A 24,968-nucleotide genomic window follows, 5' to 3' on the forward strand; every position below is an offset into this window, starting at 1 on the left:
ATTTCCTAAAACTGTTTTCTTAATTCAAATTTCTGAATTTTTCCTGTTGATGTTTTTGGTAATTCACAGAAAATAACTTTTTTAGGCACTTTAAAACCTGCTAGTGTTTCTTTGCAAAAGTCTATTAATTCTTTTTCTGTAGCTGGTTTATCTTGAACCATTTCTATAAATGCACAAGGAACTTCTCCCCATTTTTCGTCGGGCTTTGCAACTACTGCGGCAATGGATACAGACGGATGTTTTGCAAGTGTATTTTCAATTTCAATAGATGAAATATTTTCACCTCCAGAAATAATAATATCTTTAGATCTATCCTGTATCTTAACATATCCATCTGGGTGCATTACTGCTAAATCACCAGTATGGAACCAGCCACCAGCCATTGCTTTATCAGTTGCGGTTTTATCTTTGAAGTACCCTTTCATTACTACATTTCCTCTGATCATAATTTCACCAATGGTTTTTCCATCTCGTGAAACTTCTTTCATTGTTTCAGGATCCATGACGGTAACTCCTTCAGTATTTGGATATCTAACACCTTGTCTTGCTTTAATTTCGTTCTGTTTATCTTCATCAAAACTATTCCACTCATCATTCCAAGAACATTGTGTGACGTGACCATAAGTTTCTGTTAAACCATAAACATGCATTACTTCAAAACCAAGATCTTTCATTTTCTTAAAAATTATACTAGGTGGAGGAGCTCCTGCTGTTAACACATAAACCTTGTTTTTAAGTTTTTTTTGATCGGCTTCTGGTGCTCCTGTAATCATGTTTAATATAATTGGGGCACCACCAAAATGAGTTACATTATACTTGTCTATTAGTTCAAAAATTTTTTTAACATCTATGTTCCTTAGACATACAGTTCTTCCATTCAACATTGGGATAGTCCAAGGATAACACCAACCATTACAATGAAACATTGGAACAATTGTTAGAAAATTTAACCTATTTGGCATATTCCAGGCAACTGAACTTCCAGTGGACATTAAATATGCGCCTCTATGATGATAAACAACACCCTTTGGATTTCCAGTTGTTCCTGAAGTGTAACTTAAGGATATAGCTTGCCATTCATCTTCCGGCATTTGCCAATCATAATTTTCGTCACCTGTGTTTAAAAAATCCTCATATTCTAAATCACCAATTTTATCTAACTTCGACTGATCAGCATGTTTATCATTTATATCAATGACGATAATTTTTTTATTAATCTTTTTTAAAGCTTTTTTCACTTCTACATGAAGCTGTCTATCTACAACTAATACTTTGGCTTCGCTGTGATCTAAAATATAAGCAATAGTGTTTGCATCCAATCTGATATTGATAGTGTTTAACACCCCACCAGTCATTGGAACTGAATAATGTGCCTCAAAAACTTCAGGAGTATTAAACGCTAAAAATGAAACTGTATCTCCTTTACTAATTCCAATTTTTGATAATGCGCTCGCAAATTTTACAGCTCTTTTATAAACTTCAATCCATGTATATTTTCTATCCTCATAAACTATTGCTTCATAATTAGGGTAAACATCTTTAGCTCGTTCTAAAAATGTTAATGGAGTAAGAGGAATATGGTTGGCTTTATTTTTATCTAAATTTTTATCGTAACTACTCATGATTAATTAAATTTAAAATTCATTATATTTGAACTTCCAGATATTGCGGATTTATAATGGAATTCAGCTCTTGGTAAAACTTTATCAAAATAAAATTTGGCTGTGTTTATTTTATCTTCATAAAATTCTTTGTTAGTTTCATAATCAGTAAAACTTACTTCTAATACCTTAATCCATGAATATGCTATTGATACATAGCCAAGCGTTTTTAAATAATCATTTGCAGCTGCACTAACGTCATCTTTTTCAATTTTAGTTTTATCATCAATCCAGCCTGTAAATTTATGCAAAATATCTAAGTAATAATTTAATTCCTTAGTATATGACTTAACTTTTTCATTTTTACTATCACACACACCTTTAACCATATCTAAAAATTTTTTAATGATATTTCCATTTTTGTTTGAAAGTTTTCTAAATACTAAATCAGCCGCTTGAACTGAATTTGTTCCTTCATAAATTGGTGTGATTCTATTATCTCTATATAGTTGTTCAATTCCTTGGTCTTTTGTGTATCCATATCCCCCATGAATTTGCATAGCATCATTGGTTATTTCCATTGCTAAGTCAGTAAATAATGATTTTACCACTGGGGTCATCAGTGAAACGTAATCGGAAGCTTCTTGTTTAATTTTATCATCTGGATGATAAAGACTAACCTCTGTTTGTTGTGAGAGCCAAAAACATAGGGCTCTTTCTCCCTCAATTATAGATTTCATATTTAATAATGATTTTCTGATATCTGCATGTTCAATTATAAAATCTGCTCCATTTGTTGATTTTGTATTATTAGTTTTGCCTTGTTTTCTCTCTTTGGCGTAAGCCAAGGAATTTTGGTATGCAATTTCTGAAATACCTAAGCCTTGAATACCAACAACAATTCTTTCTAAATTCATCATCGTAAACATAGCATTTAGTCCTTTGTCTTTTGATCCAATCATATAACCTGTTGCATCATCAAAATTTAAAACACATGTGGCTGATCCTTTGATACCCATTTTGCTTTCGATTGATCCTGTCGATATTCCATTTCTTTGTCCTACAGTCCCATCTTCATTTACAATAAATTTTGGAACTAAAAATAAACTTATACCTTTCGTCCCTGTTGGAGAATCTGTTGATCTTGCTAAAACCAAATGAATTATATTTTCAGTTAAATCATGATCACCTGATGTAATAAATATTTTTTGACCACTAATTTTATAAGTGCCATCAGATTGTTGAGCAGCTTTTGTTTTTAATAAACCCAAATCTGTTCCACAAACTGGTTCTGTTAAACACATCGTGCCACTCCATTTTCCTTCAACTATTTTTGGCAAATATTTTTCTTTAATTTCTTCGGGCGCATGATGATTGATACAGTTGTAAGCTCCAATACTTAGTTCGCTATATAATTTAAAAGATAGGCTTGCTGACGAAAGCATTTCATCAAAAAACGCACTAACTGTTTTGGGCATGCCTTGTCCACCATATTTTGGATCACATGATAATGATGTCCAGCCATCTTCAATATATTTTTTGTAAGCTTCTTTATAACCAGGAGGCGTTCTAACCACTCCATTTTCTAAAATAGCAGGATTTTCATCTCCTATCTTTGCAAGAGGTAAAATTAAATTTTGATTAATTTTTGCGGCTTCTTCTAAAATATCTTTAACTAGATCTGAACTGACTTCATTATATTTTTCCAGTTCATTATAGTTTTTATTGTCTCTTAATTTTTCAAAGAGAAACAACATGTCTTCAACAGGTGCAGTATAACTTGGCATTCGGAAACTTTAGAATAATTCTAGAATTATTGCAATTTTGAAATTATCGCATCACCCATTTCAGAAGTTGATGTCTCTTTCATACCTTCTGATAGAATATCTTTTGTTCTTAGACCGTCATTTAGAACTTCTTGAACTGCTTTTTCTAAAGCATCTGCTTCATTATCAAGATCTAATGAATATCTAAGGGCCATTGCAAAGCTTAATATTGATGCAATCGGATTGGCTATTCCTTTACCCGCAATATCTGGTGCTGATCCATGAATGGGTTCATACATAGCTCTCATTTCACCATCTTTATTTTTTGCTCCTAATGATGCAGATGGTAGAAGTCCTAAAGACCCTGTAAGCATTGAGGCTTGATCTGATAGCATATCACCAAATAGATTGTCCGTTACTATCACGTCAAACTGTTTTGGGTTTCTCAAAAGCTGCATTGCGCAATTATCAGCAAGCATATGACTTAATTCTACATCTTTGTACTCTTTATCGTGAAGTTCTTGAACCTCTTCTTTCCAAAGCTGTCCGGCTTCCATTACATTTGATTTTTCACAGGAAGTCACTTTGTTTGATCTTTTTTTAGCTAAATCAAAAGCAACTCTTGCTACTCTGGTAATTTCACTAGTTGTATATGTGTGGGTATTAATTCCTTTTCTTTCGCCATTATCAATTGGTTTAATACCTCTTGGTTCACCAAAATATATTCCACCTGTCAATTCTCTTACGATCATGATGTCCAGGCCTGATACAATTTCTGGCTTTAATGTTGATGCATCAACTAATTGTTCAAAACAAATAGCAGGTCTTAAATTAGCGAATAATTTTAATTCTTTTCGAAGTTTTAATAATGCTCTTTCTGGTTTTTTTGAAAATTCTAAATTATCCCACTTAGGACCTCCAACAGCTCCAAGCATAACCACTTCACTTTCTAAAGCTTTGTAAAATACTTCATCAGTTATAGGTGTCCCATGTTTATCATAAGAACAACCTCCAGCAAGATCCTCGTCTATTTCAAAATCTAATGATTTATTATCATTGAACCAATTAATAATTTTTTTTACTTCACCAATAACTTCAGGACCAATCCCATCACCTGGTAATAAAAGTATTTTTCTTTTTTTCACTTTAATCATTAAAAATCCATGGCTTTTTGTTTTTTAAATCTGTTTCAAAGTTTTTAATTTTGTCTGATTTTTTAAGAGATAGAGCAATATCGTCTAATCCCTCAAGCAAACACTTTTTCTTAAATGGATCTACATCAAACTTAATTTCATTATTTCCATAAACTATTTTTTCATCATTTAAATCAACTGAAATTTCTTCTTTTCTATTCGCATATTCTGATAGCTCTTTAATTTTTTCTTCTTCTAGGATGATAGGTAAAATTCCATTTTTAAAACAATTACTATAAAAAATATCTGCATAACTAGAACTAATTACACACGTTATTCCAAAGTCTAATAGTGCCCAAGGTGCATGCTCTCTAGAAGAGCCACATCCAAAATTTTTACCAGCAATTAAAATTTTTGAACCTTTAAAAGGACTTTGGTTTAAAACGAATTCATTAATTTCTTTACCCTGATCATCATATCGCATTTCAAAAAATAAATTTTTTCCAAGTCCCGTTCTTTTTATTGTTTTTAAAAATTGCTTTGGAATGATCATGTCTGTATCAATATTTACTATAGGCAAATATGCAGGTATGCTTTTTAATGTATTAAATTTTTGCATTAGTTTTGATACTTCCTCACATCATCTAGACTTCCAGATATTGCGGCTGCGGCTGCCATACCAGGACTAACTAAATGAGTTCTGCCACCTCTTCCTTGTCGTCCTTCAAAATTTCTATTCGACGTAGAAGCACATCTTTCCTCAGGTTTTAATTTATCAGCATTCATTGCTAAACACATTGAACAACCTGGTTCTCTCCATTCAAAACCAGAATTTACAAATATTTTATCCAAACCTTCTTGTTCAGCTTGTTCTTTTACTAAACCAGAACCTGGAACAACCATTGCATTCACATGTGATGATATTTTTTTATCTTTTAAAATTTTAGCTGCTTCTCTTAAGTCTTCTATTCTGCCATTTGTACAACTTCCAATAAATACTTTATCTATTTTAATGTCTTTAGCTGCCATATCTGGTTTTAGACCCATATATTTCAAAGCTCTTTCAATAGAGTTCTTTTTATCCTCATCCTTTTCTCTTTGGGGGCTAGGAACTTTACCATCTATAGTAATTACATCTTGAGGAGAAGTCCCCCAAGTAATCATTGGTAAAATTTCATCTGCATTTAAATTCAGCTCTTGATCAAAACTTGCATCTGCATCAGTTTTAAGAGTGTTCCAATAGTTTAAAGCTTTTTCCCAATTATCTCCTTTTGGAGACATGGGTTTTCCTTTTAAGTAATTAAATATTTTTTCATCCGGCGCTATTAAGCCTGCTCTTGCCCCACCTTCAATTGTCATATTGCAAATAGTCATTCTCTGTTCAACACTTAAAGATCTAATTAAATCACCAGCATACTCTATGACTGAACCCGTTCCACCAGCTGTTCCAATTTTTCCAATAATTTGAAGAATTACGTCTTTTGATGTTACACCTAGTGGTAATTGACCGTTAACATTTATTCTAAAATTTTTCGCTTTTTTTTGAACTAATGTTTGTGTTGCCAAAACATGTTCAACCTCAGATGTCCCAATACCAAATGCCAAGGAACCAAAGGCACCGTGGGTTGCAGTATGACTATCACCACAAACTATCACTGTTCCAGGTTGTGTAAAACCTTGTTCAGGTCCAATTATATGAACTATCCCTTGTCGTTTATCATCCATCCCAAAAAGTTGAACTCCAAATTCTTTACAATTAACTTCCAATGTATCAACTTGTATTTTTGACTCTAAATCAGCTATTCCTTTTGTTCTATCTGTCGTAGGTACATTGTGATCAGCTACAGCCAGAGTTAAATTAGGGTGTCTAACTTTTCTATTAGAATTTCTTAAACCTTCAAATGCTTGTGGGCTAGTAACTTCATGAACTAAATGTCTATCAACAAAAAGTAATGCGGTACCATCCTCTTGTTGATCAACTAAGTGATCGTTCCAAATTTTATCGTAAAGAGTAGTGGACATTGAAAAAAAAATTATTTTTTTTCTGAAGGGCTTTCTGATTTTTGTTCTTCTTTAGCAGCTTCAGTCGCTGGAGCTTCTTCTTTAGGAGCCTCTGCTACAGGTGCTAAGTTTTCTTCTGTTACAGTTTCTGGCTTCACATCAACATCAATTCCAATTTTTTTTCTTATTTTTTCTGCAATTCTTGCTGATTTACCTGTTCTGTCTCTTAGATAATATAATTTAGCTCTTCTTACTTTTCCTGATCTTATTACTTTTATTGAATCTATTAGCGTTCCATATAATGGGAATGTTCTTTCAACACCTTCTCCAAAAGAAATTTTTCTAACTGTAAAAGATGAATTTAAATCTCTACTTTTTTTAGCAATACAAACACCTTCAAAATATTGAATTCTCTCTTTTTTACCTTCTGTAATTCTTACACCAACTTTTACAACGTCTCCTGGATAAAAATCTGGAATTTTTTTCTCAGATAGTATTTTTTTAACGTTATGTTGGTTTATTTCTTCGATTGTTTTCATATCAATATTTATCAAATTAATTTTTCTTATATTTTTGCCATAAATCTGGTCTTCGGACGCGTGTTATAGCCTCAGATTGAGATAAACGCCAGTCTTTAATTTTACTGTGATCACCAGATAATAAGACCTCCGGAACAGCCTTTTCCTCCCAAATTTGAGGTTTTGTGTACTGTGGATACTCTAATAACCCATTTTCAAAACTTTCATCTGCTTTAGAATTTTCATTACCTAAAACACCAGGCAAAAGTCTTAATATGCTATCAATCATAACAAATGCTGCTGTTTCACCTCCTGATAAAATATAATCTCCAATACTTATTTCCTCTATATTTCTAGTAGATAGCACTCTTTCATCAACTCCTTCAAAATGCCCACAGATAAATGATACAGATTTCTCATTTGACAATTTTTGAGCACAATTTTGATCAAATTTTTTACCTCTAGGTGATAAGTAAATTATTCTCTCACCTTCAATTTTATTTTGATCTAAAGATTTTGCTAGGACATCTGCTTTTAAAAGCATTCCAGAGCCTCCGCCATACGGAGTGTCATCAACTGTTTTATGTTTATCTTCAGCCGCATCTCTAATGTTTATAATATTTAAATCCCATAATTTTTTAGACAAAGCTTTTCCATATAGGCCTTTTGATAAAGGCCCAGGAAAAACTTCTGGATAAAGTGTAAACACTTGAGCTTGCCACATAAATAATCTTTAAAATTATTTTTGTTCCTCTTTAGGAGCCTCTGCTGCTGGAGCTTCTTCTTTAGGGGCCTCTGCTGCTGGAGCTGCTTCTGCTGCTGGAGCTTCTTCTTTAGGGGCCTCTGCTGCTGGAGCTTCTTCTTTAGGGGCCTCTGCTGCTGGAGCTGCTTCTGCTGCTGGAGCTTCTTCTTTAGGAGCCTCTGCTGCTGGAGCTGCTGTCTTCGGTGCAGCTGCTGGAGCTTCTTCACCTTCTTTTTTTCTTTCTTTTTTTGGAACTGCTTTTTTAGGGTTATTACCATTTGCAGGCATTGGCATTAATTCATTTTCACCTAAAATTCTTGCAACTCTAGTTGTTGGTTGGGCACCTTGACCTAGCCAATATTTAATTCTTTCAGCTTCAAGAGCAACTCTTTCTTTTTTTTCTTTAGGCAAAAGAGGGTTAAAAAATCCCACTTTCTCAATAAATCTTCCATCTCTTGCAAATCGACTGTCTGCTACAACAACTTTGTAAACAGGTCTTTTCTTTGTTCCCCCTCTTGATAGTCTTAGTTTTAACATTTGTTCTCCTTTTTATTATTTTAATTGATTAAATAGCTCTGGCGGTATTCCTTTATCAGACATACCTTTCAGATTTCCTTTTGACATCTTCTTCATCATTTCAGACATCATTTTAAATTGCTTAAGCAATTTATTGATAGTGGCTGGATCTGTGCCAGAGCCATTAGCAATTCTTTTTTTTCGCGACCCATCAATAAGTTTTGGGTTCTCTCTTTCTTTTTTAGTCATCGACAAAATAATAGCTTCATTTTTAGTAATAATACTTTCGTCAATTCCTGCTGAATCCATTTGAGATTTCATTTTTGAAACTCCAGGCATAAAGGACATTATTCCTTCAATACCACCCATTTTTTTCATTTGTCTTAACTGGGTTAAATAATCTTGCATAGAAAATTGACCCTTTTTTAAATTTTCCTCTGCTTTTTTAATATTTTCTTCACCCAAATCTTGTGCAGCTTTTTCTACAAGAGAAACTATATCTCCCATACCAAGAATTCTGTTTGCTATTCTGTCAGGATGAAATACTTCAAGGTTATCAATTTTTTCACCTATACCTAAAAATTTAATTGGAACATTTGAAACATATTTCATACTAACAGCTGCTCCACCTCTTGCATCACCATCAGCTCTAGTCAAAATTATCCCTGAAAGATTCACTGTATTTTTAAATTCTTTTGCAACAGAGGCTGCAACTTGCCCTGTTAAAGAGTCTGCAACTAAAAACGTCTCTGTAGGATTAATTGCACTTTCTATTTGTTTAATTTCACTCATCATTTGTAAGTCAATTTGAGTTCTTCCTGCAGTATCAAATAAAATAATTTCAGCACCATTAAGATTTGCGGCACTAATGGCTCTTTGGCAAATATCAGTTGGTTGTTGACCCTCTATTATTGGAAGCGTTAAGATGTTGTTTTGCTCTCCTAGAGATCTAAGCTGTTCTTGTGCGGCCGGTCTATAAATATCAAGACTAACCATCATTACTTTTTTCTTTTTATTGGTTTCTAGATATTTTGCTAATTTTGCAGTAGTAGTTGTTTTTCCTGAACCTTGTAGTCCAACAAGCATCATGGGAACAGGTGGAACGGCACTAAGATTTATCTCGCTATTTGACTCGCCTAATAAATTGACTAATTCATCATATACAATTTTTACAACCATGTCCCCAGGGGAGGTTGATCTAATAATTTCTTTACCTAAAACTTTGGGTTTTACTTTTTCTATAAAATCTTTGGCTACTTCTAAAGTAACATCTGCTTCTAACAGAGCTTGCCTGATACCTCTTAATCCCTCATCTACTTGAGCTTCATCAAGTGAAGGGGCTTTTTTTAAAGAAGAAAAAATTTCTTCGAATTTACCTGTTAAATTTTCAAACATATTTATTACGCACAGCAGTAATCGCACTAGTGGGCGAAGCCTCGCTGACTAGTGTCGATCTCTTTGTTTCCAAAGACACCGCAAAGTTAATGTTTTTGCGGAAACGGGGACAACCTATAATAGAGGTTCAAAAAGTCAATAAATAAGTTAAATATCTATATATGGATATTAAAGCTTTTAAAATGGATGGTTTAGGCAATGATTTTGTAATTATTGATCAACGAAGTCAGAATTACAATCTAACCAAAGATCAGATTATCAAAATATGTGATCGAGGATTTATTGGATGTGATCAATTAATATTTATTCAAAAAAGTGATAAAAAAAATGCTGGATTAGAGTTCTATAATTCAGATGGAAGTATTTCTGGTGCTTGTGGAAATGGTACTAGGTGTGTAGCTGATCTTTTATCAAAAGAAAATAACGATAAAGAAATTGTACTTTGGACCTCATCTGGTGCATTAAAATCACAAATTTTAGGTAATAATTTAGTAGAAACTGAAATTGGAATTCCAAAAACTAATTGGAATGAAATTCCATTAAACAAAAATTTAGATACAAAAAACTTGAATATCAAAATTGTGAATAAAAATAACGTTGAGCATATAGGTGGAACTTCTGTTAATGTAGGAAATCCTCATGTTGTATTTTTTGTAGATGATATCGAAGATTATGATTTAAAAAAGATAGGACCTGAAATAGAAAATCATAATTATTTTCCGGAGAAATGTAATGTAACTCTTGCAAAAGTTATTAGTAAAAAATTAATTAAAGTTAAGGTTTGGGAAAGAGGTGCTGGACTTACAAAGGCCTGTGGAACAGCAGCATGTGCTACTGCTGTAGCAGCAAATATTAATGGACTAACAGATAAAACAACTGATATAGAATTCTCACTAGGTAAATTGTCTATTTCTATTGATGAAAACAATAGTATTCACATGAAAGGGCCTGTCTCAAATATTAAAAATATTGAGATTAATATTTAATGGGAATTTTTGATAAATTTAAATCTGGTTTTAAAAAAAGTGCATCTGCTTTTACATCTGGATTAAGAGATATAGTTATAAAAAAAGAAATAGATGACAAAACTTTGGATAAAATTGAAGAATATTTAATTCAGTCTGATGTTGGCGTCGTTGCTGCTTCTGAAATTAAAGAGATAATCTCAGAAAGTAAAATTGATCCAAAGAAAGATATTACCGAAGAAATAAGTACAATTTTAAAAGAATACATTATTTCTTTGATGAAACCTCTTGAAAATAATTCCTTTTTTAAAAAAAAAGATAAAATTAACGCTACATTAGTTTCAGGTGTTAATGGAGTTGGAAAAACAACTACCATTGGAAAAATTAGTAAAATATTAAAAGCAAATGGAAATGAAGTTATGCTTGCTGCGTCAGATACTTTTCGTGCTGCAGCAATTGAACAATTAGAAAATTGGGCAAATAAAGTAAATGTTGAAATCACTAAATCTTCACAGGGTGCAGATCCAGCGTCTGTAGCTTATAAAGCTATAGAAAGTGCAATTGCAAATAACTTTACTCACGTTTTAATTGATACCGCTGGAAGATTGCAGAATAAAAAAAATCTAATGGAAGAATATAAAAAAATTGCAAATGTAACAAAAAAAATTGATCCTGAAGCTCCTCACGATGTAATTTTAGTTTTAGATGCAACATCAGGTCAAAATGTAATTAATCAAGTTGAAGAATTTAACAAAATTATCCCCATCACTGGTCTGATTATGACAAAGTTGGATGGTACCGCTAAAGGAGGAATACTTTTAGCTGTTGCTAAAAAATACAAGCTTCCAATTATTGCTCTGGGCTTAGGGGAAAAAGAGGATGATCTACAAATTTTTGATGCAGAAAAATTTGCTGATGCTTTTACTCAGATTAATTGATTAAAGTACTTGATATTAAAGGTTTATAGAAACTGCACTTATAATTTTCTTTGAAATTATCATGCCCACAATTTTTAGCTATTGATGAGATAATAAAATCAAATTTTCCATTTTTTGGATAAAGTTCTAATTTTTTTTCACTAATATCAAATTTGAAATTAGCATTTAAACTTTTAATAGCACTTATCATTACTAATGTTCTGTTATCTTTTAAAAGATAATAAGCAAAATCGTCTGGAAATATTGGAAAGTCATATTCTTCAAGAAAATATTTTGCTCTTTTAGGAAACCATTCATAAGAAATTAGTGGAGATGAACTTTTTGTTTTATAATCATATATATAAAGATCTTTAGGGAAATCATTTATATAATTGCTATTTTCTCCCCTTGCCAATATCGCCTTCTCCCTCGTTTTAAAATATAGAGCAAAATTTTCATTATGTGAGTTCATTTGATCTATATGGAATAAATTATCTACTAGTGATTTATTTTCTTCTGCTCCAACAAAGTTTTTAAAAGAAAAAAAAATAATAAATATAAAAAATAATTTATTCACAACTTAATATTTAATAAAAGAATTTGTGCTATGTTTGTTTAGAATGTGGCTTAATTTAAACTTTTGATAAATTTTTCTAACTTAAATAAAAGCTTTTCATCATATTCCATCATATGATCGTCAAATTTAGTAAAATATGAATACTTTGGTTGATTAGCCATTTCATAAATTTTTTTGCCCATCCAAAAAGGAACTATTTGATCAGCTTCACCATGCATTACTAAAACTGGAATGTTAATATTTTTAATCTTGTTTTGATTGTCATATTTGTCCATTAACAATAGAGACACTGGAATATACGGATAAAAGTTTTTTGCAGCTTCAACCATTGAAGTAAAGGGTGTCTCAAGTACTATTCCAGCATAATTATTACTTTGCGCTATTTCAGTTGCAACGCCAGTTCCAAGAGACTCTCCATAAAGTATAATATCTTTTTCTTTTAAACCTAATTTTTTGAGCCACTGAATAGTACTTCTAGCATCTATATAAAGCCCTTTTTCACTAGGCTTTCCTTTGTTGCCACTAAAACCTCTCCAAGCTATTATTAAAAAGTTAATATCCATATCTTTAAAATGATTTAATTTGTGAATTCTATTTTCAAGTTTTCCAGCATTGCCATGAAAATAAACAATTGTCTTAAATTTTTTGATATCTTTTTTGTGAAACCAACCTAATAGATCTATATTATCTGAAGTTACAATCTTTACTTTTTCAACGTCTACTTCCAACTTGTCACCAAAGTAATTGTTCTCATCCGGATGATACATTAAGCTTCGCTGAAAAATAAAAAGAAGAATTAACACTGAGGCATAAACAACAATTATTCCAATAAATAATTCCAAAAAAAAATTCCTACGTTTTAGTTTCATAATTTTTTTTAGCCAAATAAACACCAAAGAACACTAAAACTGTGCCTAAATAATGAAAAGTTTCCAGTTTTTCATTAAAAAATATAAATCCATAAATTGCAGCATAAATTGTAAAAATATAGAGTGTAAAACCAGTTAAAGACGCACCCAAGCTTTTTTGAGCCTGAGTATAAAGAGTGAAAGCGATTATTCCTGGAGATATTGCTGCAAATATAACCCATAAAAAAAATTGTGAATTAAATAAAGTTCTTTGAACAGCTACTTCTTCAATTATGTAAAAAGGAAGCAAACTTACTGCTCCAAAAAATGCTACTAATGTAAATCTTTGAAAAATAGGCAATTTAGACTTCCAATAAAAAAGATAGACAGAATAAAGGGCCCAGCCAATAGCAGCAGCTAACATCCACAGGTCTCCAATTGTAAAGTTTAAATTTAATAATAAATTAAAATCACCTTTGATAATGATTGCAAAAACTCCCAATAAACATGAAACTAAACCAATAATTTTAATAAGATTAACTTTTTCATTAAAAAAAATTGCTGAAATTAGAATAATAAATATTGGTGAAGAAGTATAAATAATTCCCATATTAGTAACCGTAGTTGTTTCCCCTGCTAAAAAGGGAAAGGCTCCACAAACACCACACCCCATTGCACCTAAAAAGAAAAGTTTTTTAAATTCTTTTTTAATTATTTTTAAATTTTTTATTAAAAAAGATAATGTGAATGGTAGAAGCAATAAGACTACTACCGTCCATCTCCAAAATGCTAATGAAATTGGTGGCACATATTCAACACCACCTCTTGCGACAATCAAATTAGATGCCATAAAAATTGGCTGAATAAATAAAAGTGAAAAAGCTAAAAAATTATTTTTTTGGTTAGGCAAATTTTTTTAACTAATAATTATTTTTTATCAAAGAAAGCTTCGTACAACATCATAAAGATAGCAACACCCATCAAAATGTAAACTGGCAGAACATCAAAAAAACCAATCATGGACGATCGTGTTAGCGTTGTTGCTAATCCAATTAAAAAAGAACCTGCAAGCAAAGACCCAAGTAATGTTGTAAATTTTTGCATTTTATTTATTACATTCTTTTTCTAACCAATTGGCAACACCTAAAAACCTATGATCATCATAACGAGCACCCACTAATTGTACTCCTAGAGGCATATCACCATCCCCCTGAAGCAATGGAAGAGAAATACATGGTGTACCAAGATAAGACCAAACCTTATTGAATTCTGCAGTGCCTGTGCTTTTTAAGCTTTTTGGAGCAACACCTGGACTAGAAGGTGTCAGAACACCATGATAATCTTCAAACACTTCTTCATATGATTCATAGCTTCTTTTCATAAAATCAATAGCTTCAGCATAATCTTTTGCTGAATGTTTATTACCTTTTAAAATGGCATCTTGCATATATTTAGATAGTTTTTTTTTATATTTCTTAAAATATAGTCCAAAATTATTTGCCAAATCAGTTTCATGAATTATTTGATGATATTTGTGAATATCTTTAAAGTATGAAGGTGTATCAAAAACTTCAATATTGTTTTTAAATGATTTTATGAAATACTCAAATGCATCTCTTGATTTTTTATCAAGTAACTTCCAATAATCAGTTTTATAAAAAATAAATTTTGGTTCAAACAAAGGTCCTTTTTTTGTTTCATTTAGCATGTTCTCTGTTGAATAGTGGACTGTTGCTTTATCGTGATTATCTTTCTTAATTAAAACTTTTGCAAGTAAAGCAACATCTTCAACTGATCTTCCAAATACTCCTATGTGATCTAATTTATCTGAAGTTTTTAAGACTCCATTTCTTGAAATCAATCCATATGTTGGTTTGTATCCAACAACACCACAATAAGATGCTGGTCTTATTACTGATCCTCCAGTTTGTGAACCAATAGATAGTGGTGCCATAAAAGATGCAACAGAAGCTGCTGATCCACTAGAAGAGCCTCCTGGAGTTCTTAAATGATCATGTGGGTTTGTAGTCTTTGAAGGACCAAGGTAAGCAAGTTCAGACGTTGCTGTTTTGCCCATAACAATTGCTCCCGCAGAAAGAAGTAAATCAACTATTTCAGCATTTTGAGAATAAGATTTACCTTTTCTAATTGGGGTTCCACACTCAGTGGGCATATCAACTGTTCCAATAATATCTTTTAGAGCAACTGGTATTCCATGCAATGGACCTGTTGGTTTTCCAGATCGTCTATATTCATCAGCCTCAGCTGCTTTTTCAAGCAAAAGTTTTTTATCTAAATGTACCCAAGCTTTTACATCTTTTTCAAATTTATTTATTCTTTCGATATATTTTTGACAAACTTCGACAGAAGTCAGTTGAGCATCATTTATTTTAGATACTATGTCTTCAACTTTTAATGAAAATATGTCTGTCATTTTTTATCTAATTCGCAAATAATGTTTCTGGTAACCATAGTGCAATTCCAGGAAACATGTACATTAAAAACATTGCAAATATTACAATACCTAGAAATGGCATAATTCCTCTGAATATGTCCATTAACTCAACATTAGTTTTTTGAACACCTTTTAAATAGTAAGCTGACATTGCCATTGGAGGAGTTAAAAAAGATGTTTGCAAATTCAGTGCAATTAACATTGCAAAGAAATATGGGTTAACATCAAACACTTCTAATAATGGTAAAAATATTGGAACAAAAATAATTAAAATTTCTGTCCATTCTAAAGGCCAACCTAAAAGAAAAATTATTATTTGAGTAATTATTAAAAATTGCCAAGTTGTTATATTAATTGAAGTGAAGAAGTGTTCAAATACTTCATGACCTCCTAGATAAGAAAAAACTGAAGAAAAAGTCCAAGAACCAATAAACAACCACATAATCATTGCAGTGGTTTTTGCTGTTAAAAATACAGATTCCTTAAAGTTTTGCCATTTTAAAGTTTTATAAAACCATGATAACAATATTGCTCCAAACGCTCCTGCTGCAGCCGCTTCTGCTGGCGTTGCTATTCCAGCTAAAATAGTTCCAAGTACTAACATGATTAGTCCAAAAAGCGGCACAAAAGAAACTAATACTTCTTTTAAAATTTCTGCTCGAGGCGGTATATCCTCTTCTTTAGGTTTCGGTGCAATTGAAGGATCCATCCATGCTCTAAAAACTGCATAGCCGATATATAGACTAGCTAAAAGTAATCCTGGAAAAATTGCAGCAGCAAATAATCTCAGTGGAGATAGTTGTGCAATTACAGAATATACAATTAACATAATACTTGGCGGTATCAAAATTCCTAAACATCCCCCGGCACAAATCACACCTGATGCAAATTTTTTATCATAACCTGCTTTCACCATCGCAGGCCAAGCAAGCAAACCCATTAGTGTTACGACCGCCCCTATAATTCCAGTGGCAGTAGAAAATAATGTACAAGTTATTAATGCAGCTACGGCCATTGACGCTGGAAGTCTATGTGCTGCTAATCTTATAGCAAAGAATAATTTTGAAACTATCCCTGCTCTTTCAACCAAATAACCCATAAATAAAAATAAAGGAACAGCAGTTAAGACATTGTTGTCCATAACTGTGTAGGTATTTTGAACAAATAATTGGAATATTCTATTATCAAATATATGCTCCATCATTGTTGGATCATAATAAGCGTAGTAGCCAAATCCAATTCCCATTGCCATTAACGTAAATGCTATTGGAAAACCTAAAAGCACAGCGAATAAAAATATTCCCATCATGAAGATTGCCACTTCAGGATTTGTAAGACCAAACAACATATTTACTTGTTCTCACTTTCAGCTTGTCTCATTAAAACTTTTTCTGTTTCTTCTGCAACAACCATTCTTACCGGCCATTTGCCTTCTCGAATACATATAATTGATCTAAATACTTCGCTGATCCCTTGTATTATAAGCAAAATACCTGCGGCTGGTATCATTGATTTAACCATATAAATTTGAATTTGAGCTGGACTACTCCAGCTAGTTTCTTTTATTTTCCATGCTAAAGCTGCATATTCAAACCCATAAAATGCTAAAGCTACCACACCAGGAAAAAAGAAAATAAAATAAAGTATTAAATCAATCCAAGCTTGTTTTCTCTCACTAAATAATCTGTAAATAACATCTCCTCTTACATGGGCCTCTTCAGCTAAACAGTAAGCACCCGACATCATAAGTATTGCGCCATACATTTGCATGCTAAAATCAAAATTCCATAATGTTGGTTTGTTAAAGCCATAAGCCATTGTTACTTCATAAACTGTTCCACCCATTAAAATAACAATGCACCATGAAAATGCTTTACCCATTGAAGTGCTTAAAGTGTCAGCAAATTTTATGAAAGCTCTCATTTCAATATTTAGAATTCCTTAATTTTTTAAAAATGTAAAAGAAAAAAAGGGGGATACAATTCCCCCTTTTTTAAATAATTTAAAAGTTAATTAAATTTTAACTTTTCCGATTGGACCAAACTCATTTTCATAAGCTAATTTGTAGTTCGGTTGATTCATCAACAGATACTTCATTGTTCTTTTAGCGTATGCTTTTTGAGAGTCGATAATTTTCTTGAAGAAAGGATCCTTCGCAGAAAACTCACCAACTATTTTATCCCAGCCTTTTAATTGTTCAGCTAAGATAGCATCAGATGTTTGGTAAACGTTAACCTTATGCTCATTCATCAATTTAGCTAAGTCAGTTGAATATCTAACTAAAGCCTTGAAGTAGTTATCTGAGTTTGCAGCATAAGCAGCATTTTTCAAGATAGCTTGATGAGCAGGTGAAAGGCTATTGTATCTTTTCTTGTTCACTGGTATCTCAAACATTTCTTGGGATTGGTGAAAACTACCTAAGTGATAGTGTTTAGATACATCTTGCATTCCAAACTGTGAGTCAGATGTTGGGTTATTAAACTCAGCAGCATCGATCAAACCTGTTTTCATCGCTGGCTGAATTTCACCACCAGGTAATTGTCTTACGACCATTCCCATAGCAGTTAAAACGTTAGTCGCTAAACCAACCGTTCTATATTTCATCCCTTTAACATCAGACACTTTAGTTACATTCTTTTTGAACCAACCAAAAGGTTGTGCTGGCATCGGCATATGAAAGAATCCAACATAATCAAATCCTACTGAAGCTACTGCTTCTTCATATAGTTTTCTTCCTCCACCATATTCCATCCATCCCATAACTTCTTGAGATGACATTCCGTATGAAGGACCAGTTCCAAAAAGTGAAGCTGCAGCATTCTTACCGTACCAGTATGCAGTCACCCAGTGACCCATATCTACTACACCTGAACTTACTGCTTGTCCAACTTCTGAAGTTTTAACAATCGCTCCAACGGGTTGAAGGTCGATTTTTAAAGTTCCTCCAGACATTGCATCTACCATGTTGCAATAATCTTGCGCCATTTCAAAAAAAATGTTTGCGCCTGAAGGCCAAGCTGCTTGCATCTTTAAAGTTAGTGGAGCACCAAAAGCTACATTTGGCATTGCTACAGCTGTTGCTGCTGCCGCACCTGTGGCTGCTGCTGCTTTAAAGAACTTACGTCTTGAAGGTGTTTTTGAATCCTTCAATGATTTCTTATCTTTAATCATTAGTATCTCCTCTTATTAGTTAATTAACTTTTACAATTTAATTCTAATTGAAGATTGGAGTCTATAACTTAAATGACCCATACCCATTTTTGATACAATCTAAAGTGGTATTATTTGATCTATATCAATTTTTTAGCTAGTATATATAATTTTGTATTACTTGAAAAAATAACAATTTCTCTAAAAAACTTAGTTTACTTGATTTTTACAATTACCAGTATTGAAGAATTCATCAATATTATCTATTGCAAGATTAGCCATTGCGGTTCTGGTATCTTTAGTGGCACTTCCAAGATGTGGTAAAATAAAAGCAGTTTTAATTTTTAGGTAACCAGGATTTAAGTTTGGTTCTCCTTTATAAACATCTAAACCAGCTGCATAAATTTTTCTTCTATTTAAAGCATCAATTAAAGCTTCATCATCTACAATATCACCTCGTGCAACGTTTGTGATTACTGCACCTTTAGGAAAATATTCAACTGTTTCCTTGTTAATTAAATTAACAGTTTCTTTTGTAGCAGGACAACAAATTGACAAAACATCTGATACTGAAAAAAGACTTTTTAAACTATCATGATAAATAGCACCCTGTTCTTTTTCTTCACTTAATTTAGAACGATTATGATAATGAATTATCATTCCAAGTGACTTTGCAATTTTTGCAATTTTTTGTCCAATTCTTCCCATTCCCAAAATACCGAGTCTAGTACCTGTTAACTGCTTCCCAATTAAATAATCTGCAGACCATTTCCAATTACTTTCTTTGGCAGCTTCAATTCCCTCTGCTGCTCTTCTACATGCTCCTAAAATAAGAAGAATCCCTATTTCAGCAGTTGCGTCTGACAAAACTTCAGGAGTGTTGGTAACCGCTATTCCTCTTTTTTTGGCAGCTTCTAAATCTATATTTCCAAATCCAACAGCAAAATTTGATATTACTTTAACAGTATCGGGTAGTTTATTGATTGTTTCTTCATCCATCTTATCAGTCAAAGATGTCAACACAGCGTCACAACCCTCACTTAATTCAATTAATTTTGACTGTGAATACAGTTCGTCATTTGAATTTATTTTTGCGTCAAAAGTATTTCGAGCTTTATCTTCACAATCTTTGAGTAGTCTTCTTGTAATCAATATCTTCTTCATAATTAATTCCTTTGCAGTGCTTGTGGTTTTGGGCCTCCTGTATACCAATCTAAAACTTCAATTGTGTGTACAATTGGAACTTTTGTACCATGAGAAATTTGGGTAATACAACCAATATTTCCAGTTGAAATAAAATCAGGTTTTAAAGTCTCTATATTATTGACTTTTTTATTAAGTAATTGTTTCGCTATTTTTGACTGTAAAATATTGTAAGTACCTGCTGAACCACAACAAATGTGACCCTCAGGGATTTCAAGAATTTCGTTATTTGTTTTTTCTAAGAGGGAAATTGGTTGTGAATGAATTTTTTGACCATGTTGCATTGAACAAGCTGAGTGATAAGCAACTTTATATTTTTTGTTTTTTTCTTTGATATCCAATTTCAAACTTTCAAAAATATATTCAGAAATATCTTTAGTTAAATCAGAAATAATCTTTGCCTTTTTACTTAATTCCTCATCATCTCTAAAAATAAAACCATAATCTTTCATTGTAGTACCACAACCTGATGTATTTGATAAAATTGCATCTAAATTACCTTTTTGGTGCTCCTCATACCAAGTGTTAATATTATTTTTAAAATCTTGATGAGCATCATCTTTTTTTCCCAAATGATGATTTAAAGATCCACAACATCGGATTTTTTTTGGAACTACAACCTCAACTCCATGCCTGTTTAATAATCGAATAGTTGCTTCATTTATTTGTGGAGAAATTTCTTTTTGAACACAGCCAGTTAATAGAGCGACTCTTGCAACTTTCTTTTTACTTACAACCTTGTAAATTTCTTTATTTGCTAATTTTTTTTTTGGAAAAGTTGTTGGCATTAAATCTATCATATCTCTAATTTTTAAAGGCATTAAAAATTTAAAAGGTTTAATTAATTTAACAAAAAAACTTGATAACCTAAATATTTTTGTATTTGGGAGAACCAAAGATAAAAAATATCTAATTAGTTTATCAAAGAAAGATCTTTCATAATTTTTTTCTATATACTTTTTTCCATGATCAATTATGTGCATGTAATTTACGCCAGCAGGACATGTTGTCATACAACTATAACATGACAAACATCTATCAATATGCTTAACAACTTTCTCTGTTGGTTTTCTGTTGTTTTCCAACATATCTTTAATTAAGTAAATTCTTCCACGTGGACCATCTAGCTCGTCCCCTAAAAGTTGATGAGTTGGACAAGTTGCATTGCACATTCCACAGTGCACACATTTTTTAAAAACTTTTTCTGTAGCCAAATTGTCAGAATTTTGTAATTGTTTTTCTGTAAAATTAGTCTGCATTAAACTCCCCTATACATTTTACCCGGATTTAAAATTCTTTTAGGATCAAAACTTATTTTTACTTTTTTTGATATCATTAAACGTATATCATCAACCATAAAAACTGGTTCTCCATAATCATAATCTGAAGATGTTTTAATAACTGTTAAGTATCCACCACAATCTCGTGCTATTTTCTTTAATTCTTTTATTTTTTGTTCCTTTTTTTTTTGTACTTCAATCCAAAATAACGACCCACACCAATCAACATAATACTTATGTTTATTCTCAAGATATTTAATAAGTTTTGAACCATGTGATGGTGGAATAACTAATCTTAGAACGTTATTTTTAGTTTTTTCAAATAACTCTAAATTATTCACTTTTTTCCAAAACGGTTCCGATTGATAAACATCTAAAATTGAAAAATCGAGTTCATTTAAATTAAGCTCTTTTTTTAATATTTTAACTTTTTCATCTATAGAAATTTTATCTCCTTCAACTCTAAAAGCTAAAAATGAAACACCAGATTTTAAATCATTAAACTTAAAAATATTATGTTTATTAGTTATAAAATCATTATTTTTTTCTTCAGGGATATATGTGGCGCCAGAAATTTCACTACTCGAGCCAGATAATTTATCAAATAATTCAAATATTTTATCAGGTTCATTAATATAAATAACTACAGTATTAGAAGCATCTTTTTTTGGTAAAACCTTAAGTGTAATTTCTGTTAAAGCAACTAATGTACCGAAAGAGCCGGTTATAAGTTTCGATAAATCATAACCTGTAACATTTTTTACAACTGTTCCACCTGATTTTATTATTTCTCCTTTTCCATTAATACCTCTAAAGCCTAAAATGTGATCTCTTACACTTCCAACTTTAAATCTTCGCGATCCTGCATAGTTACATGATAGATATCCAGCCACTGTTCCCTTGTTGGATTTGCCATCTTCAATATATCCAAAATCAATTGTTTCAAAAGCAAGTTCTTGATTGTATTCCTCTAATTTTTTTTCGATCTCAATGATTGGCGTACAAGCTTTAACTTTTATGTAAAGTTCTTCAGGTTTATAATCAACAATACCTGATAATTTTGATAATGAAGTTGTGTTGGCTGATTGCGTTTTATTTCCAATATAATTTTTTGAATTTGTTCCTACAATTTCTGTTGGTGAGTCTAATTTATAAAACTCCTTAATTAATTCTGAAACTTCTAATTCATTATTTGGATAATAAATATTATTAGAATCTTGGAAGATCTGGGAATTTATCTTTGTTTTTGTGGACATGAACCCTTCCTTGTTCTGCGCATTTTCTGAGTATTGGATATACCTTACCTGGATTTAATAAGTTCTTTTCATCTAGTGACTTTTTAATACTTAATTGTTGTTGAATATCTGTGTTATTAAACATTTCGCACATTAATTCTCTTTTTTCAACTCCAACACCATGCTCTCCAGTAATCACACCGCCAAGTTTAACACAAGTTTTTAATATTTCTGTTCCAAACTCTTCCGTCTTTTTTAATTGTTCTTTATCATTACCATCAAACATAATTAGTGGATGTAAATTTCCATCCCCCGCATGAAAACAATTTGCAACTGGTAAATTATATTTTTTAGATAATTTTTTAATCTCTAACAAAGCTTCTGCTAACTTACCTCTTGGAATTGACCCATCCATACAATAATAATCTGGCGCCATTGCTCCACACGCTGGAAAAGCGGCTTTTCTTCCTGCCCAAAATGATAATCTCTCTTTTTCATTTTTGCTCAATTTAAGACTGGAGCAATTATTTTTTTTACAAATAGTTTCAACTTTTTTAATCAGCTCGTTTACTTCTGACTCTGTCCCATCAAGCTCTACAATCAATAACAATTCTGCATCTCTAGGATAACCAGCCTTACTAAAGTTATCAGTAGCCTCAATTAAAGCTTTATCCATTATTTCCATTCCAGCTGGAACAATACCTTTTGAGATTATTTCTGAGGCTGCATCTCCACCTTCTTTTATTGTAGGAAAACCGATTAATGCTGCTTTAACTACTTGAGGTTTTTTCAAAATTTTAACAGTTACTTCAGTTAACACTCCTAACAATCCCTCTGATCCACAAATTAAACCCATTAAATCATAACCTTCCTGATCTAAAGATTTGCTTCCAAATCTACAAATTGTTCCATCCATCATTACCATTTCAGCACCAAGAATATTGTTGGTTGTTGTTCCATATTTTAATGAGTGAACACCTCCAGAGTTTTCTGCAACATTGCCTCCAATAGAACAAGCTAACTGGCTGGAAGGATCTGGAGCATAATAATAACCTTTGTGCTCGACAGCATGTGTTATGCCAAGATTTGTTACTCCGGGCTGAGTTACAACACATTTATTTTCATAATCAATTTCTATAATTTTATTAAATTTACCCAAACCTAAAAGTATTGCGTCTTGCAATGGCAAAGCACCTCCAGATAAACCAGTACCAGCTCCCCTTGGAACTACTTTTATATTTTCTTTATAACAATATTTTAGTATTTCACTTACCTCTTGAGTATTTTCTGGTAATACTACAGCTAAAGGTGTTTGAGTATAAACTGACAACGCATCAGTTTCATAAGGTCTCACCTCATCTGCTTCACTTAAAATATTATCAGAATTAATAATCTTCGATAATTTTTTAACAATTTCGTCTTTTCTAATTAAAATTGATTTATCAATTTTCGGCAGCACTATTTGAGACATAGTCTCAGCCTAGCATTTTTTTGATATTTTCCAATGCGTTAGATATGTTATCTTGAGAAGCTGCAAAGCTAAATCTCACGTAATCATTGCAAGTTTTGCCAAATGCAGTTCCCGGAACTATTGCAACTCCAGCTTCATGCATAGCTTTTTTGCAAAACTCAGCTCCATTCATTCCAGTACCAATTACTTTTGGAAAAGCATAAAACGCTCCACCTGGCAAACTACACTCAACACCTGGTAAGCTATTTAATCCTTCATGAATTAATTTTCTTCTTTGAGTAAACTTTTCCATCATATCATGTATAGAGTCATCTGGACCATCAAGAGCAGCAATTCCTGCAAATTGCGCAGCTGCGTTCACGCATGATACACTATTGATTAAAAGTTTGTTTACATGCTCAACTAAATTTTCTGGCCAAAAACTCCAACCCAATCTCCATCCCGTCATTGAATAAGCTTTACTCCAGCCTTCTAAAACAATTAATCTATCTCTAAGTTCTGGATAATTAAAAAAAGTTGGCATTTCTTTTCCATCAAAAATTTGTCTACTATAAATTTCATCACTTAAAATCGTTACATGTGGATGTTTCTTTAGTCCTTCAGCTAATTTATCAATTTCAGGTTTTTCTACAAAACTTCCTGTGGGATTATTTGGATTAATCAAAATTAACAATCTTGTTTTATCAGTTATTAATGACAAAATTTTATCAGCACTAAATTTTAAATCTTTATCTTCTGTTAAATCATAAGGAACTGCCGTTGATCCTGTATAATTAATCATAGACTCATAAATTGGAAAAGCAGGTGTAGGATGAATTATTTCAGCTCCAGGCTCACCAAAACATTGAATTGCATAATGCATAGTTGGCTTTCCACCGGGCATGATCAAAATTCTTTCAAAATCTACATCAGCATCGTATCTTCTTTTAATCCATCTTGTTACTGCTTGTCTACATTCGGGGATACCATTTGACATAACATATCCATGGTGACCATCATCTAAAGCTTTTTTTGCAGCTTCAACTACGTGTTTTGGTGTTTTAAAATCAGGCTGACCTAACCCTAAGTGTATCATAGGGTTTCCTTGTGCCTCTAATTTTTTAGCTTCAGCTAAAACACTAAATGCTGACTCTGTTCCTAAACGATTTAAACTAGCTGCTAGTTTCATAATTCAAATCTATCCTTTTCAATTTTT

At 32.1% G+C, this 24,968-nt stretch carries 24 protein-coding genes; 2 read left to right on the plus strand and 22 right to left on the minus strand.

Annotation, left to right across the window (positions count from 1 at the left end):
• Nucleotides 1-5: 5 nt before the first annotated feature.
• The 9 genes from ACIJYB_RS06790 to ffh are packed head-to-tail and all read right to left on the minus strand — an operon-like array spanning nt 6 to nt 9,672.
• Entirely contained in the window at nt 6-1,622 is a 1,617-nt protein-coding gene (locus ACIJYB_RS06790) for a long-chain-fatty-acid--CoA ligase (protein ID WP_435150792.1), read from the minus strand.
• A 2-nt stretch (nt 1,623-1,624) separates the two neighbouring features.
• Complete coding sequence (locus tag ACIJYB_RS06795; protein ID WP_435150794.1) at nt 1,625-3,388, minus strand: acyl-CoA dehydrogenase family protein; 1,764 nt, start codon at nt 3,386-3,388, stop codon at nt 1,625-1,627.
• Nucleotides 3,389-3,414: 26 nt separating this feature from the next.
• Nucleotides 3,415-4,521, minus strand: coding sequence for a 3-isopropylmalate dehydrogenase (gene leuB / locus ACIJYB_RS06800; protein WP_435150796.1), 1,107 nt, complete (start codon nt 4,519-4,521; stop codon nt 3,415-3,417).
• A complete protein-coding gene (gene leuD, locus ACIJYB_RS06805) occupies nt 4,514-5,119 on the minus strand; it encodes a 3-isopropylmalate dehydratase small subunit (protein WP_435150797.1) in 606 nt (201 codons plus the stop codon). The genes leuB and leuD overlap by 8 nt, the downstream gene beginning before the upstream one ends.
• Nucleotides 5,119-6,522, minus strand: a complete 1,404-nt coding sequence (gene leuC, locus ACIJYB_RS06810) for a 3-isopropylmalate dehydratase large subunit (protein ID WP_435150799.1) — start codon at nt 6,520-6,522, stop codon at nt 5,119-5,121. The genes leuD and leuC overlap by 1 nt, the downstream gene beginning before the upstream one ends.
• A gap of 11 nt (nt 6,523-6,533) precedes the next feature.
• Complete coding sequence (gene rplS, locus ACIJYB_RS06815) at nt 6,534-7,040, minus strand: 50S ribosomal protein L19 (protein WP_435150800.1); 507 nt, start codon at nt 7,038-7,040, stop codon at nt 6,534-6,536.
• 16 nt (nt 7,041-7,056) lie between these two features.
• Nucleotides 7,057-7,743, minus strand: coding sequence for a tRNA (guanosine(37)-N1)-methyltransferase TrmD (gene trmD / locus ACIJYB_RS06820; protein WP_435150801.1), 687 nt, complete (start codon nt 7,741-7,743; stop codon nt 7,057-7,059).
• Nucleotides 7,744-7,758: 15 nt separating this feature from the next.
• Nucleotides 7,759-8,298 carry a 30S ribosomal protein S16 gene (gene rpsP, locus ACIJYB_RS06825; protein ID WP_435150803.1) on the minus strand — a complete coding sequence of 180 codons (540 nt, stop codon included), beginning with the start codon at nt 8,296-8,298 and terminating at the stop codon, nt 7,759-7,761.
• 15 nt (nt 8,299-8,313) lie between these two features.
• Entirely contained in the window at nt 8,314-9,672 is a 1,359-nt protein-coding gene (gene ffh / locus ACIJYB_RS06830; RefSeq protein WP_435085771.1) for a signal recognition particle protein, read from the minus strand.
• Nucleotides 9,673-9,833: 161 nt separating this feature from the next.
• Here ffh and dapF point away from each other — a divergent pair, with 161 nt between their 5' ends.
• Both dapF and ftsY read left to right on the plus strand, forming a co-directional pair.
• Entirely contained in the window at nt 9,834-10,658 is an 825-nt protein-coding gene (gene dapF, locus ACIJYB_RS06835; protein WP_435150804.1) for a diaminopimelate epimerase, read from the plus strand.
• Entirely contained in the window at nt 10,658-11,575 is a 918-nt protein-coding gene (gene ftsY / locus ACIJYB_RS06840; RefSeq protein WP_435150805.1) for a signal recognition particle-docking protein FtsY, read from the plus strand. Before dapF ends, ftsY begins: the two co-directional genes overlap by 1 nt.
• On the opposite strand, the gene ACIJYB_RS06845 is transcribed toward ftsY, so the two are convergent.
• From ACIJYB_RS06845 to ACIJYB_RS06905, 13 genes are all read right to left on the minus strand, one after another.
• Nucleotides 11,568-12,131 carry a hypothetical protein gene (locus ACIJYB_RS06845; protein ID WP_435150806.1) on the minus strand — a complete coding sequence of 188 codons (564 nt, stop codon included), beginning with the start codon at nt 12,129-12,131 and terminating at the stop codon, nt 11,568-11,570. The two genes, ftsY and ACIJYB_RS06845, sit on opposite strands and share 8 nt — an antisense overlap.
• A gap of 50 nt (nt 12,132-12,181) precedes the next feature.
• Nucleotides 12,182-13,000 (minus strand): alpha/beta hydrolase, encoded by an 819-nt coding sequence (locus ACIJYB_RS06850; RefSeq protein ID WP_435150807.1) that lies wholly within the window; start codon nt 12,998-13,000, stop codon nt 12,182-12,184.
• A complete protein-coding gene (locus ACIJYB_RS06855) occupies nt 12,984-13,889 on the minus strand; it encodes a DMT family transporter (protein WP_435150809.1) in 906 nt (301 codons plus the stop codon). The genes ACIJYB_RS06850 and ACIJYB_RS06855 overlap by 17 nt, the downstream gene beginning before the upstream one ends.
• A gap of 17 nt (nt 13,890-13,906) precedes the next feature.
• Complete coding sequence (locus ACIJYB_RS06860; protein WP_435150810.1) at nt 13,907-14,083, minus strand: hypothetical protein; 177 nt, start codon at nt 14,081-14,083, stop codon at nt 13,907-13,909.
• Between the two features lies 1 nt (nt 14,084).
• Nucleotides 14,085-15,413 carry an amidase gene (locus tag ACIJYB_RS06865; RefSeq protein ID WP_435150812.1) on the minus strand — a complete coding sequence of 443 codons (1,329 nt, stop codon included), beginning with the start codon at nt 15,411-15,413 and terminating at the stop codon, nt 14,085-14,087.
• Nucleotides 15,414-15,420: 7 nt separating this feature from the next.
• Nucleotides 15,421-16,782 carry a TRAP transporter large permease gene (locus ACIJYB_RS06870; RefSeq protein ID WP_435150814.1) on the minus strand — a complete coding sequence of 454 codons (1,362 nt, stop codon included), beginning with the start codon at nt 16,780-16,782 and terminating at the stop codon, nt 15,421-15,423.
• A gap of 2 nt (nt 16,783-16,784) precedes the next feature.
• On the minus strand, nt 16,785-17,357 hold the full coding sequence (locus tag ACIJYB_RS06875; protein WP_435150816.1) for a TRAP transporter small permease subunit: 573 nt from the start codon (nt 17,355-17,357) through the stop codon (nt 16,785-16,787).
• Nucleotides 17,358-17,447: 90 nt separating this feature from the next.
• Nucleotides 17,448-18,605: a TRAP transporter substrate-binding protein gene (locus ACIJYB_RS06880; protein WP_435150818.1), complete on the minus strand. Its 1,158-nt coding sequence runs from the start codon at nt 18,603-18,605 to the stop codon at nt 17,448-17,450.
• A 189-nt stretch (nt 18,606-18,794) separates the two neighbouring features.
• Nucleotides 18,795-19,748, minus strand: a complete 954-nt coding sequence (locus ACIJYB_RS06885; protein ID WP_435150820.1) for a 2-hydroxyacid dehydrogenase — start codon at nt 19,746-19,748, stop codon at nt 18,795-18,797.
• Nucleotides 19,749-19,750: 2 nt separating this feature from the next.
• A complete protein-coding gene (gene glcF, locus ACIJYB_RS06890; protein WP_435150822.1) occupies nt 19,751-21,046 on the minus strand; it encodes a glycolate oxidase subunit GlcF in 1,296 nt (431 codons plus the stop codon).
• Nucleotides 21,046-22,323, minus strand: coding sequence for an FAD-binding protein (locus tag ACIJYB_RS06895; protein WP_435150823.1), 1,278 nt, complete (start codon nt 22,321-22,323; stop codon nt 21,046-21,048). Before ACIJYB_RS06895 ends, glcF begins: the two co-directional genes overlap by 1 nt.
• Nucleotides 22,277-23,773 carry an FAD-linked oxidase C-terminal domain-containing protein gene (locus tag ACIJYB_RS06900; protein WP_435150825.1) on the minus strand — a complete coding sequence of 499 codons (1,497 nt, stop codon included), beginning with the start codon at nt 23,771-23,773 and terminating at the stop codon, nt 22,277-22,279. The genes ACIJYB_RS06895 and ACIJYB_RS06900 overlap by 47 nt, the downstream gene beginning before the upstream one ends.
• Before the next feature lie 4 nt (nt 23,774-23,777).
• On the minus strand, nt 23,778-24,941 hold the full coding sequence (locus ACIJYB_RS06905) for a pyridoxal phosphate-dependent aminotransferase (protein WP_435150827.1): 1,164 nt from the start codon (nt 24,939-24,941) through the stop codon (nt 23,778-23,780).
• Nucleotides 24,942-24,968: the final 27 nt, after the last annotated feature.

It is taken from the genome of Candidatus Pelagibacter bacterium nBUS_44 (assembly GCF_051200895.1).
In the GTDB taxonomy this organism is placed as follows: domain Bacteria; phylum Pseudomonadota; class Alphaproteobacteria; order Pelagibacterales; family Pelagibacteraceae; genus Pelagibacter.